Consider the following 14,980-nt stretch of genomic DNA (forward strand, 5'->3'; position numbering starts at 1 on the left):
TGACGGGAAGTACGGAAGTCAGATTGTCCGGACATGCGACTTGTACGGACATGCGACGGATGGTCTCGCTCTGTCCGGGCGTACGGCGATCGGTCCTGCCCTGTCCGGACGTACGGCGACCGGCCCCGCCCTGTCCGGACGTACGGCGACCGGCCCCGCCCTGTCCGGACGCAGGGCGGAGCGCCCCGCCTGCCCGGACGCACGGCAGGTGGTCTCGCCTGTCAGGACGTACGGCGGGGTGGTCACGCCTCCTTCGGCCACACGCGCCGGGCCTCCTGCTCCGCGCTCCCGGGCCGGTCGTCAGTGCCCGCGCGCAGTCGGCGCGCTCGGCCCCGCGCCGGGCTCCCGCGCTCACCGCTCCGGCAGGTCGGCGTCGTACGTCAGCAGGGCGATCTGGACGCGGTTGTTGAGGCCGAGTTTGGCGAGCACGCGCGAGACGTGGGTCTTGACGGTCGCGACGCTCATGTACAGCTCGCCGGCGATCTCCGCGTTCGAGCTGCCCCGGCCCACCGCGAGGGCCACCTCGCGTTCCCGTTCGCCGAGCGAGGCGAGCCGGGCGCGGGCCTGTGCGCGGCGCGCGTGCGGGGCGGGGCCCGCCGCGACCTGGCCGATGAGCTGCCGGGTCACGACGGGTGAGAGGAAGGGCTCCCCCGCGGCGACCTTGCGGACGGCCTCGGCGATCCGCGCGGGCGGGGTGTCCTTGAGGACGAATCCGGCGGCGCCCGCGCGCAGGGCGCGTACGACCTGTTCGTCGGCGTGGAAGGTCGTCAGGACGAGGACCTCGGGGGCGTCCGGCTCGGCGCGCAGCCGTTCGGTGGCGGTCAGCCCGTCCACGTCGGGCATGCGCAGGTCCATGAGGACGACGTCGGGGCCGAGGCGGCCGACGAGTTCGGGGACCTCGTTCCCGTCCGCCGCCTCGCCGACGATCTGGAGGTCCTCGGCGCCGCCCAGCATGAGCCGCAGCCCGGACCGGACGAGCGGGTCGTCGTCGACGATGAGCAGCCTGAGAGGGGTCATGGCGCCCACGGTAGCCAGGCCGAGAGCCGGAAGCCGCCCCCGGGCAGGGGTCCGTGGCCGGTCCGGCCGCCGGCCAGCGCGGCACGTTCGCGCAGGCCGATGAGCCCCTGCCCGGAACCGGGCACCGGCCGCACCCGTCCGGGCGGCGCGGGGTGGGTGATCTCCACCGACAGGCCCTCCTCCGGGCCGCCGTGCACGCGGACGGTGACCTCGGCGCCGGGGGCGTGCTTGCGCGCGTTGGTCAGCCCTTCCTGCGCGATGCGGTAGACGTTGCGCCCGAGCGCCGCGGGCACGGTCTCCGGATCGGTGACCGCGACGTCGAGGACCACCCGCGCACCCGCCGTCCGGCTCTCCTCGGCCAGCCGGGCGAGGGCCGCGAACGTGGGCTGCGGTCTGCCCTCCGCCCCGGGCTCCTCGCCGGTGCGCAGCACCCCGATGATCTGCCGCAGGTCCTGGAGCGCCTCGTGCGCGCTGTCCCGGATGACACCGGCCGCGCGCTGCACCTCGGCCTGCGGGGCGTCGGGGCGGAACTCCAGCGCCCCGGCGTGCACGCTCAGCAGACTCAGCCGGTGGGCGAGGACGTCGTGCATCTCGCGCGCGATGTCCTCGCGGGCGAGGCGCTGCGCTCGTTCGGCGCGCAGCGCCGCCTCGGCCTCCGCCCGCCGGGCCCGCTCGCGCAGCGACAGGACGAGCTGACGGCGGGCCCGCACGAACATGCCCCAGCCGATGACGGTGACGTAGACGAGGCAGACGAACAGGGCCGCGGCCCGCAGGGACAGGTCCGGGTCGGGCCGGACGTAGTAGTGGGGCACGGTGAGCAGCAGGGTCAGGCCGCCGACCCAGGCGATGTACCGGAAGGGGCGGTGCACGGTGAGCGTGAAGAGGCTCACGACGACCGCGCCACCGGCGGTCTCGGAGAACAGTCCGGCTCCGAGCATCGCGATCGCGAGGCCGAGGGGCCACCGCCTGCGCAGCCACACGGCGCAGCAGGACAGGGCGCCGATCACGACGTCGGCCCCGAGGGCGAGGTCGGAGAGGTGCGGATCGCGGGTCAGGGTGTCGAGGCCCAGGAAGCCGAGCAGGAGCGCGAACAGAAAGCACAGGGCGTCGACGAACCAGTCCCTGGGGGTCCGGCGGGGCGGCCCGCCGGACCCTGCCGCCCCCTCCCCCGGGTCCGGGCCGACGACGGCGGAGGGCAGCAGCCACGGGTACTCGGAGCGGCCCCGCCCCGCGCCCCGGCCCTCTCCGGCCCCGTCGGGTCGCGGGCGACGCCGCACCGGACGCCGAAGGCGCGCCGTCCACCCGCGTTCGGGCGCGGCACCGGTCCGGGAGGTCGTAGCAGCCATGGTCGACAAATCTACGCACTCCCCGGTGCCCGCTCCCCTCGTGCGACGGGAGCGGATACGAAAGTCGGCGCGGAGGCTACTTAAGAGGACTCCTCGGGACGCCCGCCCGCCCCGCCTTCCGCGCACCGGGCGGGCAGCGACCGGGAGGAGCCGGGTTCGTACGCCGTGGCGAGCGGTCACTCGTTGGTGAGTTCGGGGTCCGCCGGGTCGCGCGCGGCCCGAGCCTGGGCGCAGCGGACCAGGCAGGGTGCCGCTCTCGACGCACGGCGGATGGGGGACGGTATGGCCGGGGACACGGAAGCCCGGGGCGGGCTGGACGGTCAGGCGGTGCTGCTGGCCGCGGGGCTCGCGGATCTGGCGGTGAGCGGTGTCAGCTCCGCGTTCGGTGCCGTGCGGGGCCTGCTGCGGCGCTCGGACGCCGCCGAGCTGGCGGCGGAGGCCGAACGGGACCTGACGGCGCGCGGCCGCCTGGCCCTGGACCGGTACGCGAGCGCGCCGCCCGCGCATCTGGAGACGCTGGCCCGCCACGCGCTGGCCCGGAGGGCCGCCGATGACGTCTGAGCGGTGGGAGCCGGTCGCCTTCAAGGCGCGCGTCGACGAGGTGCTCCAGCGCTTCGTCGCCGAGGAGGCCGGCTTGTTGACGCTGGTCGATCCCGCCCTGGGGCCGGTCGCGGATCAGGTGGAGGAGGCGGCGGCCTCCGGGAAGCGGCTGCGCGCGGCCTTCTGCTACTGGGGCTGGCGGGCGGTGGGGCAGCCGGACAGCGCGGCGCTGCTGCGAGCGGCGGCCTCGATGGAACTGGTGCACGCCGCCGCGGTCGTGCACGACGACCTGATCGACGACAGCGCGCTGCGGCACGGGCGGCCGACCGCGCACGTGGCCCTGCGCGGCGCCGTCACCCACCATCCGCAGCCCGCGGTGGCGGCCCGCGCCCTGGCGATGCTGGCCGGGGACCTGCTGATGTCGCTGGCCGGGCAGTTGTTCGTCTCCAGCGGTCTGCCGGCCGCCTATCTGGGCCGGGCCCGGCCGCTGTGGGCGGCGCTGGCCCGGGAGCTGATCGCGGGCGAGTGCCTGGAGATCCTGCACACCGGCGCCGCCCCGGACACGGCGGCCTCACTGAAGGTCGTCCGCTACAAGACCGCCAAGTACACCGTCGAGCAGCCCCTGCTGATCGGCGCCGTCCTGGGCGGGGCCGACCGGCGCGCGTGCGAGGGCTTCACCGCGTACGGGCTGCCGCTGGGCGAGGCGTTCCAGCTCCGGGACGACCTGCTCGGCCTGTTCGGGGACCGCGAGCTGACCGGGAAGGCCGACGGCGACGACCTTCGCGGCCGTCGCCCCACGGCCCTGCTCGCGGAGACCTGGCGGCTCGCCGGGGAGTCCGAGCGCGCGCGGCTGGACTCCCTTCTGGGGCGCCGCGATCCGGACGGGGACCACCTCGCGGCCGTACGCGAGGTGATGCGCCGGGTGAAGGCGCCCGAACGGGTCGAGGACATGATCGCCGACCGGGTCGCGGAGGCGCTGCGCGCGCTGGACGAACTGCGCCTGCCCGCGCCGGCCGCCGCCGCGCTCACCGCGCTGGCGTCCTCGGCGGCGGTCCGCCGTTCGTGAGTCCTCGCCCGCCCGGCGTTCCCGGTGAGTCCTCGCCCGCTCGGCGTTCCCGGTGAGTCCTCGCTCCCTCAGCGTTCCCGACGAGAACCCCGCGTCCCCGGCGGCCTCCCGCGTCCCTGACCGGGTCCCGGAAGGCGCCCACCAACCACAGGAGTGCCGCCATGACGTACACCGAGTCCTCGATGGACGCCCTGCGACAGGCCGGCGACGAACTCGCCGACGCCACGGTCGCCACCCTCTTCGAACGCGGGGAGGTCGGGACGTTCAACACCTTGATGCGCTACGTGTCCACTGCCGGGGCCCCGCTCCCGGACGGGCTGCCCGAGGTGGCCCGGGAGTACCTGCACGCCACGAGCGCCCCGCCGTCCTGGGTGGACTGGACGGAGATGGAGAAGGCCCGGCTGTTCTTCGTCGACAACAACGTGCACATCTCCACGGCGCTGTCCTTCGCGTCCATGCCCGCGTGCTACGTCGTGCCGCACGTGGCGAGACTGCTGTCGGCGACGCACGGCCTGAAGTACCCGTCCAAGCGGATGGCGGAGACCGGGCAGTTCACCGTCTACCTGATGCAGCCCGACGCCTTCGAGGCCGGCAGCCGCTTCATCCCCGCGGCGCAGAAGGTGCGTCTGCTGCACGCCTCGATCCGCCATCACCTGCGGCGCGAGAACCGCTGGGACGCCGGGGCGCTCGGGGTGCCGATCTGTCAGGAGGACATGATCGGCGGGCAGATGTTCTTCTCGATGCTCGTCCTGGACAGCCTGCACCGGCTCGGCATCCACATGTCCACGGAGGGAGCGGAGTCCTACTACTACGCGTGGCGCGTGGTGGGCGCGATGCTCGGCGTCGATCAGGAGGCCGTCCCCCGGACCCTGGAGGAGGCCCGGAGTTTCCTCGACCTGTACATGATCCGGCACATGGGGCCCTCCCCCGAGGGCGCTCACCTGACCCGGCAGCTCCTCGACCTCTACGAGGAGGTCGTCCCCGGCACCCTGCTCGACCCCGTCGTCCCGGCCCTCGTCCGCTACCTCGTCGGGGACACCTGCGCCGACTGGCTGGAGGTGCCCCGCACACCGTTCGACACCCTCGTCAGGGCCGTACCGCGTCTGCTCGGCGTACTGGAGACCATCGAGGACCGCTCACCCCTCGGCGCCTGGGCGCTGGACCGGCTCGGCCATCTGACCACGGTCCTCGAACTGTCCTCTCTCACCCGGGGACGCGTCATGCACTACGCGATCCCCGAGGACCTCAAGAAGGACTACGGCGTCTCCTCCGGCGCCGCGCGCACCCGCCGGTGGACCCCGCCGGCCGCGACCGTCGGCCCCTGAACCGTCGGCCCGTGACCGGGGCCGGCCGGGCGGGCGGCACGCGAGGGGGCGCCCCGCCCGCGCCATGGTGCTGTGGGGGGTCGCGGGGCGGGGCGCCGGGTGGGGAGGGTCAGTCAGCAGCCGAAGTCGACGCGGTCGAAGCTCGCGTAGTGGTCGGCGGTGTAGTAGTCCTCCCGGGACTTGGCGCCGGTGACGATGCGGCGGGCGCCCCGGTCGGAGGAGCCGGGCGTCTTGACGGTGTACTCGTGGTAGTAACCGGTGGACTGGGACGGCAGGACGGCCTCGCGGTTCTGGAAGACGGTGCCGTCCTGCTTGTACGGGTAGGGGCCGCCCTTGGCGATCAGGTCGAGGGTGTCGTGGGCCTGGGCGGGCAGGTCGGAGGAGCAGATCTCCCCGACGGCCGCCACGGAGACGAGGACCGGGTGCGAACGCGCGGCGGTGGCGGGGGCGAGGGCCTCGGCGGTGGCCGGGCCGCCGAGGAGCAGGGTGGCGGCGAGAGCGGTCAGGGCTGCGATACGTGGGGGGTGAATGCGCATGCCTCAACGATGACGCGCGTAGATGACCGCTGTCCATGTCAACCCGGGTGAAATTTCCGTGCGTTGGTGAACAGGCGGTGCACGAGATGTGCGACGCGCGCCTTTCGGGCGCCGGGCGCGCGACCACCGCGAGCCGGGCGCGCCCCCCGGCAGGCGTACGACGCGGGGGCGCGGGGGCGCGCCCACGGTCAGGGCGTGGGCGCGCCGGTCCTCGAATGCGGCGGTGTGGCCTCAGCCGCGCAGCGCCTCGTACCGCTCGCGCAGCCGGGCCAGTCCGTCGGCGGTGGGCTCGCCGTGCAGCCGCAGCCGGGAGACGCCGCCGTCGGGGTGGATGTCGAGGCGGGCGTGGGTCGCGGTCACGGGGGCGGGCAGGGCGAAGCGGTGGACGGTGTCGGGCTGGAGGCGGGTGCGCGGCAGCACCTCGGTCCACGCGCCGGCGCCGTCGCGCACGGTGAGGCTCGCCCAGCCGGCCGCGTTGCCCTTGTAGCACGCCGTGTCGATCTCGACCGCCCGGACCCGCGCGCGCGTCCCGAGCGCGTACGACACCCAGTCGTGGCCACGGTCCCGACGGCGGCGGGTCTCCCAGCCCTCGTCCATCTTGCGGGAGCGGCCGGGGCGCAGGGTGTTGTCCGGCGGTGAGTAGAAGCGGTCGGAGGCGTCCTCGGCGCGGCCGCCGTGCTCCAGCGCGAGGAGGTCGAAGGAGCCGAGGGCGGTGAGCCAGGACGGGTCGGGCACGACCTCGCCGTGCACCCGCAGCCGGGCGATGCCCCCGTCGGGGTACTGGTTGAGCCGTACGTGGGTGAAGCGCCGCTCCACGTCCACGGTGAAGCCGTTGGCGGCGTGGCCGCCGACGGGGGTGCGCGGCAGGAGGGGAGTCCAGTCGACCTCGGGGGCGAGCAGCCGCTCGGGCGAGGGGCTGCCGTCCACGGCCGCCGCCTCGACGGACACGGCCTGCGGGTGGTTGCCCCGGAAGTGGGCGGTGTCCACGACCAGTCCGCGGATCACGCCGGGGGTGCCGAGCCGGATCAGCGCCCAGTCGTGGTCCTCCTCGGCGGGCCAGGGCTCTTCGGGTCCCGTCCCACGCCGACGGCGCGTCTCCCAGCCGTCCATGATCTTGCCCTTGTGCCCGAAGCGTTCGGGGTCGAAGACGGCCGGCCGCGGCAGGAGCAGGTTCTCGCGTTCGGCGAAGAACTCGTCGTTGGCGGCGAGGACGCTGCCGCCGAGGTCGCGGTCGGCGAGGTCGAGGAGCCGGGTGAAGGGCAGTTCGGCGGTGCGGTAGTCGGCGTAGGGGTCGCCGCCGGTGTAGGGCCGGGCGTTGTCGGCGTAGGTGGTCGCGGGTGTCGCCGTCACGGTGCGGGGGTGTTCCTTTCGAGTAGTCGGCCGTGCGGGCCGGTGAAGGCTCCGTCGTGCAGGACGCGCCGGCCTCCGAGCCAGGTGGAGCGCACCACTCCGTTCAGGGTGCGGCCCGCGTAGGCGGTGACCGGGTTGCGGTGGTGGAGGCGGGCGGGGTCGACGGTGAAGGTGTCCTCGGGGGCGAGCACGGTGAAGTCGGCGTCCGCACCGGGGGCGATGGCCCCCTTCGTGTCGAGCCCGGCGAGCCGCGCGGGGGCCTGGGACATCCAGCGCACCACGTCGTCCAGGGCCAGTCCGCGCGCCTTCGCGGCGGTCCACACGGCGGGCAGTCCGAGTTGCAGCGAGGAGATCCCGCCCCAGGCCGTCGCGAAGTCGCCGGTCTTGAGGTCGGCGGTGGAGGGCGAGTGGTCGGAGACCACGCAGTCCAGCGTCCCGTCGGCGAGCCCCTGCCACAGCAGGTCCTGGTTGGCGGCCTCCCTGATGGGCGGACAGCATTTGAACTCGGTCGCGCCGTCCGGGACTTCCTCGGCCGTCAGGGTCAGGAAGTGCGGGCAGGTCTCGGCGGTGACGCGGGCCCCGGCCGCCCTGGCCCCGGCGACGAGCGGCAGCGCGCCGGCGGAGGACAGGTGCAGGATGTGGACCCGGGCACCGGGGTGGCGGGCGGCCGCCTCCAGGAGGGCGCGGATCGCGTCGTGTTCGGCGGCGCGCGGCCGGGAGGCGAGGAAGTCGGCGTAACGGGCCCCGCCGCGCTGGGGGGCGCCGGCCAGCCGGTGGGGGTCCTCGGCGTGCACGATGAGCAGTCCGCCGAAGGAGGCGATCTCGGCGAGCGCGCGGTCCAGTCCGGCCCTGTCGAGTTCGGGGAACTCCTCGACGCCGGAGGGCGAGAGGAAGCACTTGAAGCCGAGGACCCCCGCCTCGTGCAGGGGCCGCAGGTCGGCGGTGTTGCCGGGCAGGGCGCCGCCCCAGAACCCGATGTCGACGTGCGCCTTGGGCGCGGCCGTCTCCCGTTTGACCTTGAGGTGGTCCACGGTGGTCGTGGGCGGCAGGGAGTTGAGCGGCATGTCGACGAGGGTGGTGATCCCGCCGGCCGCCGCGGCGCGCGTCGCCGTCCAGAACCCTTCCCAGTGGGTGCGGCCGGGGTCGTTGACGTGCACGTGGGTGTCGACGAGTCCGGGCAGGAGCGCGTCGTCCCCCAGCTCCACGAGCCGGGCGCCGCTGGGCAGGGGGGCCGCGTGCTCGCGTACGGCGGCGATCGTGGCGCCGGAGACGAGGACGGAGGCGGGGCGGGTGCCTTCGGGGAGGCAGACGCGGGTGGAGCGCAGTACGAGGTCCTGTTCAGGCGACACGGTCGCTCAGCCTCCGATACGGGTCGGCACACCTGCCGCGGGGCCCTGTCGGCGGCGCTGCCCACCCCTGCGGATTCAACGTTCTGTTGAAGACCTTTCGCGGCGAGTCTGGGCCCGCGCCGCACGCTCGTCAAGGGGTGCCCGCGGGCCGTATCCCTCTCGCTTTTTCCGGTAACCGGAAATACACTTCCGTGAAACCAGGGTGGAACACGTGCCGTACGGCGTTCCGTGCGGGCGCCCGTTCCGGCCGCGGGCGTCCGGTGCGCGGCCCGCGGCGCGGGGCTGTTCGCGCGGCGCCGGGGCGCCGCGCCCTGCCGGGTAGGCTGCTGACTTGCCCGTCTGCCCGAAAGGACCGCGCCGTGCCGACGTCGAGCGCCAGCGACGCCACCTCCCCTGCCGCCAAGTCCCCCGCCGCGGGCGGAGTGCAGTCGCTGGAACGCGCCTTCGGCCTGCTGGAGCGGATGGCGGACGCGGGGGGCGAGGTGGGGCTGAGCGAACTGTCGAGCAGCAGCGGCCTGCCCCTGCCGACCATCCACCGGCTCATGCGCACGCTCGTCGCGTCCGGGTACGTCCGGCAGCAGAGCAATCGCAGGTACGCGCTCGGCCCGCGCCTGATCCGGCTCGGGGAGTCCGCCTCCCGGCTGCTGGGCACGTGGGCGCGGCCCTGCCTGGCCCGCCTGGTCGAGGAGACCGGGGAGACCGCGAACATGGCCCTGCTGGACGGCGACGAGGTCGTCTACGTCGCACAGGCGCCCTCGAAGCACTCGATGCGGATGTTCACCGAGGTGGGGCGCCGGGTGCTGCCGCACTCCACGGGGGTGGGCAAGGCGCTGCTCGCGGGCCTCCCGCCCGCCGAGGTGCGCGCGCTGCTGGCCCGTACCGGCATGCCGGCCGCCACCGACCGCACGATCACGACCCCCGACGCCTTCCTCTCCGCGCTGGAGCAGGTGCGTGCCACGGGTTACGCGGTGGACGACAACGAGCAGGAGATCGGCGTGCGTTGCCTCGCCGTCCCGGTCCCGGGCTCCCCCACGACGGCGGCGCTGTCCATCTCGGGGCCCGCGGGCCGCGTCACCGACGAGGCGACCCGGCACATCGTCCCGGTACTCCAGCAGGTGGCGCGGGAGCTGTCCGAGATCCTGGCGGCCTCGGGGCGCGGGGCCTGAACGGCGGGCCGGAGGCCGGCAGGACCCGCTCCCCAGGTCCTCCGCTACGAGGCGGCGGGCGCGGCCGGCCCGAACAGCTCTATGGCCGCGCGCACGTGGGCCAGCGCCGGGGCCAGCGCGCTGACCGAGCCGACGGCCGCCGTCACCAGGAGTAGTGACCGGCGCAGCCGCGCGACCTCCGGGGACCCGCCCTCCGCGGTCGAGGCGAGCGCCGCGAGTTCGCTCTCGGCGACGGCCCGGTCGGCGAACTCCACCGCGTACGCCGCGATTTCACGGCGCAGCCCGCTCACGGCCGCGCACAGCCCGGTGATCCTCGGATCGTCCTCGCCGCACACCGTGCGCCGTGTTCCCGGCTCTTTCGCCCGGTCGAGCTCCCTCGCCGCGGCCTGATCCGTACCGTGCATGACGGTACCCCCCCCTCGCACTTCTGCGTGCGTCTTCCTGTGCCGTACCGCGGTCCCCACCAGGGCTGGTCGGGCTCCGGTGCGGGGGACCGCCGCCAGTATTCGCCACCCCGGGCCGACGCGCCAGTCGGTATCCGGCGCTCCGTGACCCGTAAGGTCCGGGAGCGGAGAGGCGGCGGAGAAGAGCGAGAAAAGAGGGAGGCGGCGGGCCATGCGGACGCGGGAGACGGTGGCGGGGGTGCTGCTCGCGGCGGGCGGCGGGCGCCGCCTGGGCGGCCGGCCGAAGGCGCTGCTGGAGGGTGGCGGTCTGCTGCTCGTCGAGCGGGGTGTGGCGGCCCTGCGCGACGGGGGGTGCGCACCGGTGCACGTCGTGCTGGGGGCCCGGTCCGCCGCGGTGCGGCGGCAGGTCGAGGAGCGCTCGGCGGGAACGGGTGGGGGCTTCGGCGGTACGGGGCTCGCGGAGTCGCTCACCTGGGTGGAGAACCCCGACTGGGAGTCCGGGATGGGCTCCTCGCTGCGGGCGGGCCTGGCCTCGCTCGACGGTACCGGGGCGGGCGCGGCGCTGGTCTGTCTGGTGGACCAGCCGGGCATCGGGGCGGCGGCGGTGGACCGGGTGGCGCGGGCGTACCGGGACGGCGGCAGCCTGGCCTGCGCCGCGTACGGGGGCCGGCGCGGCCACCCGGTGCTGCTGGGGGCCGACCGCTGGCCCGCGGTGGCCGCGAGCGCCGTGGGCGACCGGGGCGCGCGCGGGTATCTGCGGGCGCGTGAGGCGGAGTTGACGCTCGTGGAGTGCGGGGACGTGGCACAGCCCTACGACATCGACACGGCGGCGGACCTGGGACGGCTGGACGCACTGTGAGGGCGGGCCTCCTCGCCCGGCGTCCAGCCGCCCCGCCCCGGCCCCACCCCCGGCCTCAACAAAGCATTGAAGTTCCACAATGAGAAAACTAGTATCCACAGAACAGAAGTACCGCTGATCTCCGGAGGGCGGGCCCCGCTCTCCGTACCGAGCCCCGGCACCCGTGCCGGCCGCCGAAGGAGCGAGCCGCCCATGTCCTCGTCCGCGCCCGCCGTCGTCACCGCCGACGCCCCGCCGCTGAGCCGGCGGGACGAGATCCTCACGCCCGCCGCGCTTGCCTTCCTCGGCGAGCTGCACGGCAGGTTCGCCTCCCGGCGCGAGGAGTTGCTCGCGCTGCGCGCCGAGCGGCGGGCCTCGATCGCCGCGACCTCCTCGCTGGACTTCCTGCCGCAGACGGCCGCCGTACGGGCCGACGAGACGTGGCGGGTGGCCCCCGCCCCGGCGGCCCTGGAGGACCGGCGGGTGGAGATCACCGGCCCCACGGACCGCAAGATGACCGTCAACGCCCTGAACTCGGGGGCGCGGGTGTGGCTCGCCGACTTCGAGGACGCCTCGGCGCCCACCTGGGAGAACGTGGTCCACGGGCAGGCGAACCTGATCGACGCCTTCGAACGGCGCATCGACTTCACCGACGAGCGCACCGGCAAGTCGTACGCGCTGCGGCCCGCCGGGGAGCTGGCGACCGTCGTGGTGCGCCCGCGCGGCTGGCACCTCGACGAGCGGCACCTGGAGGTGGACGGGCGGCCGGTGCCGGGCGCTCTCGTCGATTTCGGCCTGTTCTTCTTCCACAACGCGCGCAGGCTCGCGGAACGCGGACTCGGCCCGTTCTTCTATCTGCCGAAGACGGAGTCGCACCTGGAGGCGCGGCTGTGGAACGAGGTCTTCACGTACGCGCAGGAGGCGCTCGGCATTCCGCACGGCACGGTGCGGGCCACCGTCCTGATCGAGACCATCACCGCCGCGTACGAGATGGAGGAGATCCTCTACGAACTGCGCGAGCACGCCTCGGGGCTGAACGCGGGCCGCTGGGACTATCTGTTCTCCATCGTGAAGAACTTCCGTGACGGTGGCCGGAAGTTCGTCCTGCCGGACCGCAACGCGGTGACGATGACGGCCCCGTTCATGCGCGCCTACACCGAACTCCTCGTGCGCACCTGCCACAAGAGGGGCGCGCACGCGATCGGCGGGATGGCCGCCTTCATCCCCTCGCGCAGGGACCCCGAGGTCAACAGGGTGGCCTTCGAGAAGGTGCGCGCCGACAAGGACCGGGAGGCCGCCGACGGCTTCGACGGCTCGTGGGTCGCCCATCCCGATCTCGTCGCGGTCGCCCGGGAGTCCTTCGACGCGGTGCTCGGGGAGCGCCCGCACCAGAAGGACCGTCTGCGCGAGGACGTCTCGGTGGCCGCCGGAGACCTGATCGCGATCGACTCCCTCGCGGCGGAACCGACGTACGAGGGCCTGGTCAACGCCGTGCAGGTCGGCATCCGCTACATCGAGGCGTGGCTGCGCGGCTCGGGCGCGGTGGCCATCTTCCACCTCATGGAGGACGCGGCGACGGCCGAGATCTCCCGTTCGCAGATCTGGCAGTGGATCAACGCGGGCGTCGAGGTCGAGCGGGAGGGCGTCCGGGTGCCGGTGACGAGGGAACTGGCACGCGCCGTCGCGGACGAGGAACTCGCCTCCCTGCGCACCGAGTTGGGTGAGGACGCCTTCGCCTCCGGCCGCTGGTCGGAGGCGCACGAACTGCTGCTGAAGGTGTCGCTGGACGAGGACTACGCGGACTTCCTGACCGTTCCCGCCTACGAGCGGCTCGGCTGAGGAGGCGGGGCCGGAAGAGGGGGCCGGGGGACGGGGCCGGGAAGGCCGGGGGTCAGGGCCGGGAGACACGACGCCTCCGGCCCGCTCCCCCCCTCCTCGCCGTCGTCCCGCCTGCCGTCGTCTCACCCGCCGTCGTCCCGCCTGCCGTGCAGGTCGGGCACGTGCCGGAGCCAGGCGGGCCGTCCCGCGCGGGTGTGCGCGCGCCGCCGCTCCTCGGCGGCAAGGAGTTCACGGGCCGTCGGGAAGTCGGTGGGCAGCCAGCTCGCGGAGACCGCCGCGCGCGCGGCGAGTACGGAGACGTACGCCTCACGGACCTCGTGCGGCCCGGCGAACCCCGGTTCGTGCGTGAGCCAGCCCTCGGGCACGAGCGAGACGACCTCGTGCAGCAGCTCGCGGGTCACGAGCGGCGCCAGTTCGGCGTCGGCGGCCCGCACGTCGGGCGCGTAGGCGCCGAGGGCGTGGGCCCGGAAGTCGTACGCCTTGCCGGCGGAGGCCGCCGCGCTGTCCCAGCGATGGTGGAAGACGAGCGCGGCCCCGTGGTCGATGAGCCACAGCCGGGCGGGCGCCGTCCCGGAGACCGGCCACACCATGAGGTTGGGGCTGTGCACCGTGCGGTCCACGTTGGCGGTGAGCGCGTCCAGCCACACGACGCGCCCCGCCTCCAGGGGGCCGACCTCCAGCGCCCCGGCCGAGACGGGCCCGTCGCCTCCGGGCACGAAGTCGACGGCTCCGGGGAGGTAGTCCATTCCCAGGTTGAGCCCCGCGCTGGCCGCGAGCAGGTCCCGCACCTCCTGGTGCGGTTCGCCGGTGCCCAGGGCCGGGTCGAAGTGGGCGAGTACGAGTTCGGGCACCCGCAGCCCGAGCCGCCGGGCCAGCTCCCCGACGATCACCTCGGCGACGAGCGCCTTGCGGCCTTGCGCCGAGCCGGTGAACTTGAGGACGTAGGTCCCGAGGTCGTCGGCCTCGACGACGCCGGGCACGGAGCCACCGCCGTGGAGCGGTTCGACGTAGCGGGTGGCGGTGACCTCTGTCAGCATGTCCCCGGCCAGCCCGTCTTCCTGACCCTGCCGTCCACATCCACCTCCGAGGCGCTCGCCGGGCGAACCGGCCGCCCCGTCGGGGTCCGCCCCTCCCCCGCGTCGTCTTCCCGCATGAAGTGGGCATAGTAACCCGGGGTGATCGCGGACCGGGTCAGCGGGCGGGGCGCACCGCCGTGGCGATGTGCCCCGCCCCGTCCGCGTACCGGTCCCGGCCGGGACCGCTTTTAGACGGCCGCGGCGCGGCGTCCCGTCACGATCAGGTAGCCGAGCTCGGGCATCTCCATGTTCTCGCCATCGGCGGGCTTCAGCTTGGCGAAGACCTCGGGGTCGATCTTCGAGGCCAGCTCGCTCATGTTCTTGGCGAGCGCCTCACCGAGTCGCTTGACCGACTGCCTGGTGGTGTTCTCACTGACGTCGACGATCTCCGTGGGACGCAGCCCCGCCTCGCGCAGGAGCGCGGGGTACGCATCGAAGGAGGCGGGTGACTGGGTGAGGTACCGCTTGAGGATGCCCTCGATCACGGGCCGGCGTTCCTCCGATATGGTCTCCCGCTCGTAGTTGTCCGTGAGCGCGAGCCGCCCGCCCGGACGCAGGACCCGGGCCGCCTCGGTGAGCGCCGCCTTCCGGTCCGGCATCTGCATGACGGACTCCAGCATCCATACGGCGCTGAAGGAGGCGTCGTCGAAGGGCAGGTCCATGGCGTCGCCGTGCTGGAAGCTGACCTTTCCGCTCATGCCGGCGGCCTCGGCCAGTTCGTTGGCCTTCTCGACCTGCTTGCCGCTGACGCTGATACCCACCACCTCGGCACCGGTCACCTGGGCCAGCCTGATCGCGGGCCCGCCGACACCACAGCCGATGTCGAGCACCCGGTCACCGGGGCCCACCTGCAGCCGCTCGATCATCATGTCCGTGAGCCGGTTGGCGGCCTCCTCCAGGCCGGTGGCGTCGTCCGGGTTGTTCCAGAAGCCCACGTGGATGTTGGGACCGTACAGCGAGGCGTCGAACGCACCCACCAGCTGGTCGTAGAACTGGCCGACCTGCTGACCTACGGGGGTGAAACTCGATGACGTCACTTACTTCCTCCTGCTGTGTGCGATCTGCGTCAACGGAAGGGCACGCGTGCCGGGAACGCCCCGGGCCCGCCCTTCCGGCTTCCTTCTCTTC

The 14,980-nt window shown here is 74.1% G+C and carries 14 protein-coding genes; 6 read left to right on the forward strand and 8 right to left on the reverse strand.

What is annotated here, in order from left to right; genetic code table 11:
• Positions 1–351 precede the first annotated feature (351 nt).
• Positions 352–1,017 (reverse strand): response regulator, encoded by a 666-nt coding sequence (locus tag ACFYMP_RS22540; protein WP_388860486.1) that lies wholly within the window; start codon positions 1,015–1,017, stop codon positions 352–354.
• Entirely contained in the window at positions 1,014–2,363 is a 1,350-nt protein-coding gene (locus ACFYMP_RS22545) for a sensor histidine kinase (RefSeq protein ID WP_388860489.1), read from the reverse strand. Before ACFYMP_RS22545 ends, ACFYMP_RS22540 begins: the two co-directional genes overlap by 4 nt.
• Positions 2,364–2,645: 282 nt before the next feature.
• Between ACFYMP_RS22545 and ACFYMP_RS22550 the strand changes: the two genes are divergently transcribed.
• The 3 genes from ACFYMP_RS22550 to ACFYMP_RS22560 all read left to right on the forward strand — a co-directional run bounded on the left by ACFYMP_RS22550 (position 2,646) and on the right by ACFYMP_RS22560 (position 5,294).
• A complete protein-coding gene (locus tag ACFYMP_RS22550; RefSeq protein WP_388860492.1) occupies positions 2,646–2,924 on the forward strand; it encodes a polyprenyl synthetase in 279 nt (92 codons plus the stop codon).
• Positions 2,914–3,969, forward strand: coding sequence for a polyprenyl synthetase family protein (locus ACFYMP_RS22555; protein ID WP_388860495.1), 1,056 nt, complete (start codon positions 2,914–2,916; stop codon positions 3,967–3,969). The genes ACFYMP_RS22550 and ACFYMP_RS22555 overlap by 11 nt, the downstream gene beginning before the upstream one ends.
• Before the next feature lie 161 nt (positions 3,970–4,130).
• Positions 4,131–5,294: an oxygenase MpaB family protein gene (locus ACFYMP_RS22560; protein ID WP_388860498.1), complete on the forward strand. Its 1,164-nt coding sequence runs from the start codon at positions 4,131–4,133 to the stop codon at positions 5,292–5,294.
• 113 nt (positions 5,295–5,407) lie between these two features.
• On the opposite strand, the gene ACFYMP_RS22565 is transcribed toward ACFYMP_RS22560, so the two are convergent.
• The 3 genes from ACFYMP_RS22565 to allB form a co-directional block, all read right to left on the reverse strand.
• Positions 5,408–5,830: a ribonuclease gene (locus ACFYMP_RS22565; RefSeq protein ID WP_388860501.1), complete on the reverse strand. Its 423-nt coding sequence runs from the start codon at positions 5,828–5,830 to the stop codon at positions 5,408–5,410.
• 231 nt (positions 5,831–6,061) lie between these two features.
• Positions 6,062–7,180 carry an allantoicase gene (gene alc, locus ACFYMP_RS22570; RefSeq protein WP_388860504.1) on the reverse strand — a complete coding sequence of 373 codons (1,119 nt, stop codon included), beginning with the start codon at positions 7,178–7,180 and terminating at the stop codon, positions 6,062–6,064.
• Positions 7,177–8,529 carry an allantoinase AllB gene (gene allB / locus ACFYMP_RS22575; protein WP_388860507.1) on the reverse strand — a complete coding sequence of 451 codons (1,353 nt, stop codon included), beginning with the start codon at positions 8,527–8,529 and terminating at the stop codon, positions 7,177–7,179. Before allB ends, alc begins: the two co-directional genes overlap by 4 nt.
• 359 nt (positions 8,530–8,888) lie before the next feature.
• On the opposite strand from allB, the gene ACFYMP_RS22580 reads away from it, so the two are divergent.
• A complete protein-coding gene (locus ACFYMP_RS22580) occupies positions 8,889–9,695 on the forward strand; it encodes an IclR family transcriptional regulator (protein WP_388860510.1) in 807 nt (268 codons plus the stop codon).
• A 44-nt stretch (positions 9,696–9,739) separates the two neighbouring features.
• Here the strand turns inward: ACFYMP_RS22580 and ACFYMP_RS22585 are convergent, their stop codons facing one another.
• On the reverse strand, positions 9,740–10,099 hold the full coding sequence (locus ACFYMP_RS22585; RefSeq protein WP_388860513.1) for a DUF5955 family protein: 360 nt from the start codon (positions 10,097–10,099) through the stop codon (positions 9,740–9,742).
• A gap of 211 nt (positions 10,100–10,310) precedes the next feature.
• Here ACFYMP_RS22585 and ACFYMP_RS22590 point away from each other — a divergent pair, with 211 nt between their 5' ends.
• Together ACFYMP_RS22590 and aceB are read left to right on the forward strand one after the other, a co-directional pair.
• The gene (locus ACFYMP_RS22590; RefSeq protein ID WP_388860516.1) at positions 10,311–10,958 is read left to right on the forward strand and encodes an NTP transferase domain-containing protein; all 648 of its coding nucleotides are present in this window, start codon (positions 10,311–10,313) and stop codon (positions 10,956–10,958) included.
• Between the two features lie 192 nt (positions 10,959–11,150).
• Entirely contained in the window at positions 11,151–12,776 is a 1,626-nt protein-coding gene (gene aceB, locus ACFYMP_RS22595) for a malate synthase A (protein WP_388860519.1), read from the forward strand.
• A gap of 122 nt (positions 12,777–12,898) precedes the next feature.
• On the opposite strand, the gene ACFYMP_RS22600 is transcribed toward aceB, so the two are convergent.
• Both ACFYMP_RS22600 and ACFYMP_RS22605 read right to left on the reverse strand, forming a co-directional pair.
• Positions 12,899–13,813 (reverse strand): HipA family kinase, encoded by a 915-nt coding sequence (locus ACFYMP_RS22600; protein ID WP_388860522.1) that lies wholly within the window; start codon positions 13,811–13,813, stop codon positions 12,899–12,901.
• Between the two features lie 227 nt (positions 13,814–14,040).
• Entirely contained in the window at positions 14,041–14,889 is an 849-nt protein-coding gene (locus ACFYMP_RS22605) for a methyltransferase domain-containing protein (protein WP_388860525.1), read from the reverse strand.
• Between the last annotated feature and the right edge of the window lie 91 nt (positions 14,890–14,980).

It is taken from the genome of Streptomyces sp. NPDC007088, from assembly GCF_042869355.1.
In the GTDB taxonomy this organism is placed as follows: Bacteria; Actinomycetota; Actinomycetes; order Streptomycetales; family Streptomycetaceae; genus Streptomyces.

What these genes read in the sequence shown, in the direction of transcription:
- ACFYMP_RS22540 (WP_388860486.1), bottom strand. Translation starts at nt 1,017, where the DNA reads ATGACCCCTCTCAGGCTGCTCATCGTCGACGACGACCCGCTCGTCCGG.
- ACFYMP_RS22545 (WP_388860489.1), bottom strand. Translation starts at nt 2,363, where the DNA reads ATGGCTGCTACGACCTCCCGGACCGGTGCCGCGCCCGAACGCGGGTGG.
- ACFYMP_RS22550 (WP_388860492.1), top strand. Translation starts at nt 2,646, where the DNA reads ATGGCCGGGGACACGGAAGCCCGGGGCGGGCTGGACGGTCAGGCGGTG.
- ACFYMP_RS22555 (WP_388860495.1), top strand. Translation starts at nt 2,914, where the DNA reads ATGACGTCTGAGCGGTGGGAGCCGGTCGCCTTCAAGGCGCGCGTCGAC.
- ACFYMP_RS22560 (WP_388860498.1), top strand. Translation starts at nt 4,131, where the DNA reads ATGACGTACACCGAGTCCTCGATGGACGCCCTGCGACAGGCCGGCGAC.
- ACFYMP_RS22565 (WP_388860501.1), bottom strand. Translation starts at nt 5,830, where the DNA reads ATGCGCATTCACCCCCCACGTATCGCAGCCCTGACCGCTCTCGCCGCC.
- ACFYMP_RS22585 (WP_388860513.1), bottom strand. Translation starts at nt 10,099, where the DNA reads ATGCACGGTACGGATCAGGCCGCGGCGAGGGAGCTCGACCGGGCGAAA.
- ACFYMP_RS22590 (WP_388860516.1), top strand. Translation starts at nt 10,311, where the DNA reads ATGCGGACGCGGGAGACGGTGGCGGGGGTGCTGCTCGCGGCGGGCGGC.
- aceB (WP_388860519.1), top strand. Translation starts at nt 11,151, where the DNA reads ATGTCCTCGTCCGCGCCCGCCGTCGTCACCGCCGACGCCCCGCCGCTG.
- ACFYMP_RS22600 (WP_388860522.1), bottom strand. Translation starts at nt 13,813, where the DNA reads ATGCTGACAGAGGTCACCGCCACCCGCTACGTCGAACCGCTCCACGGC.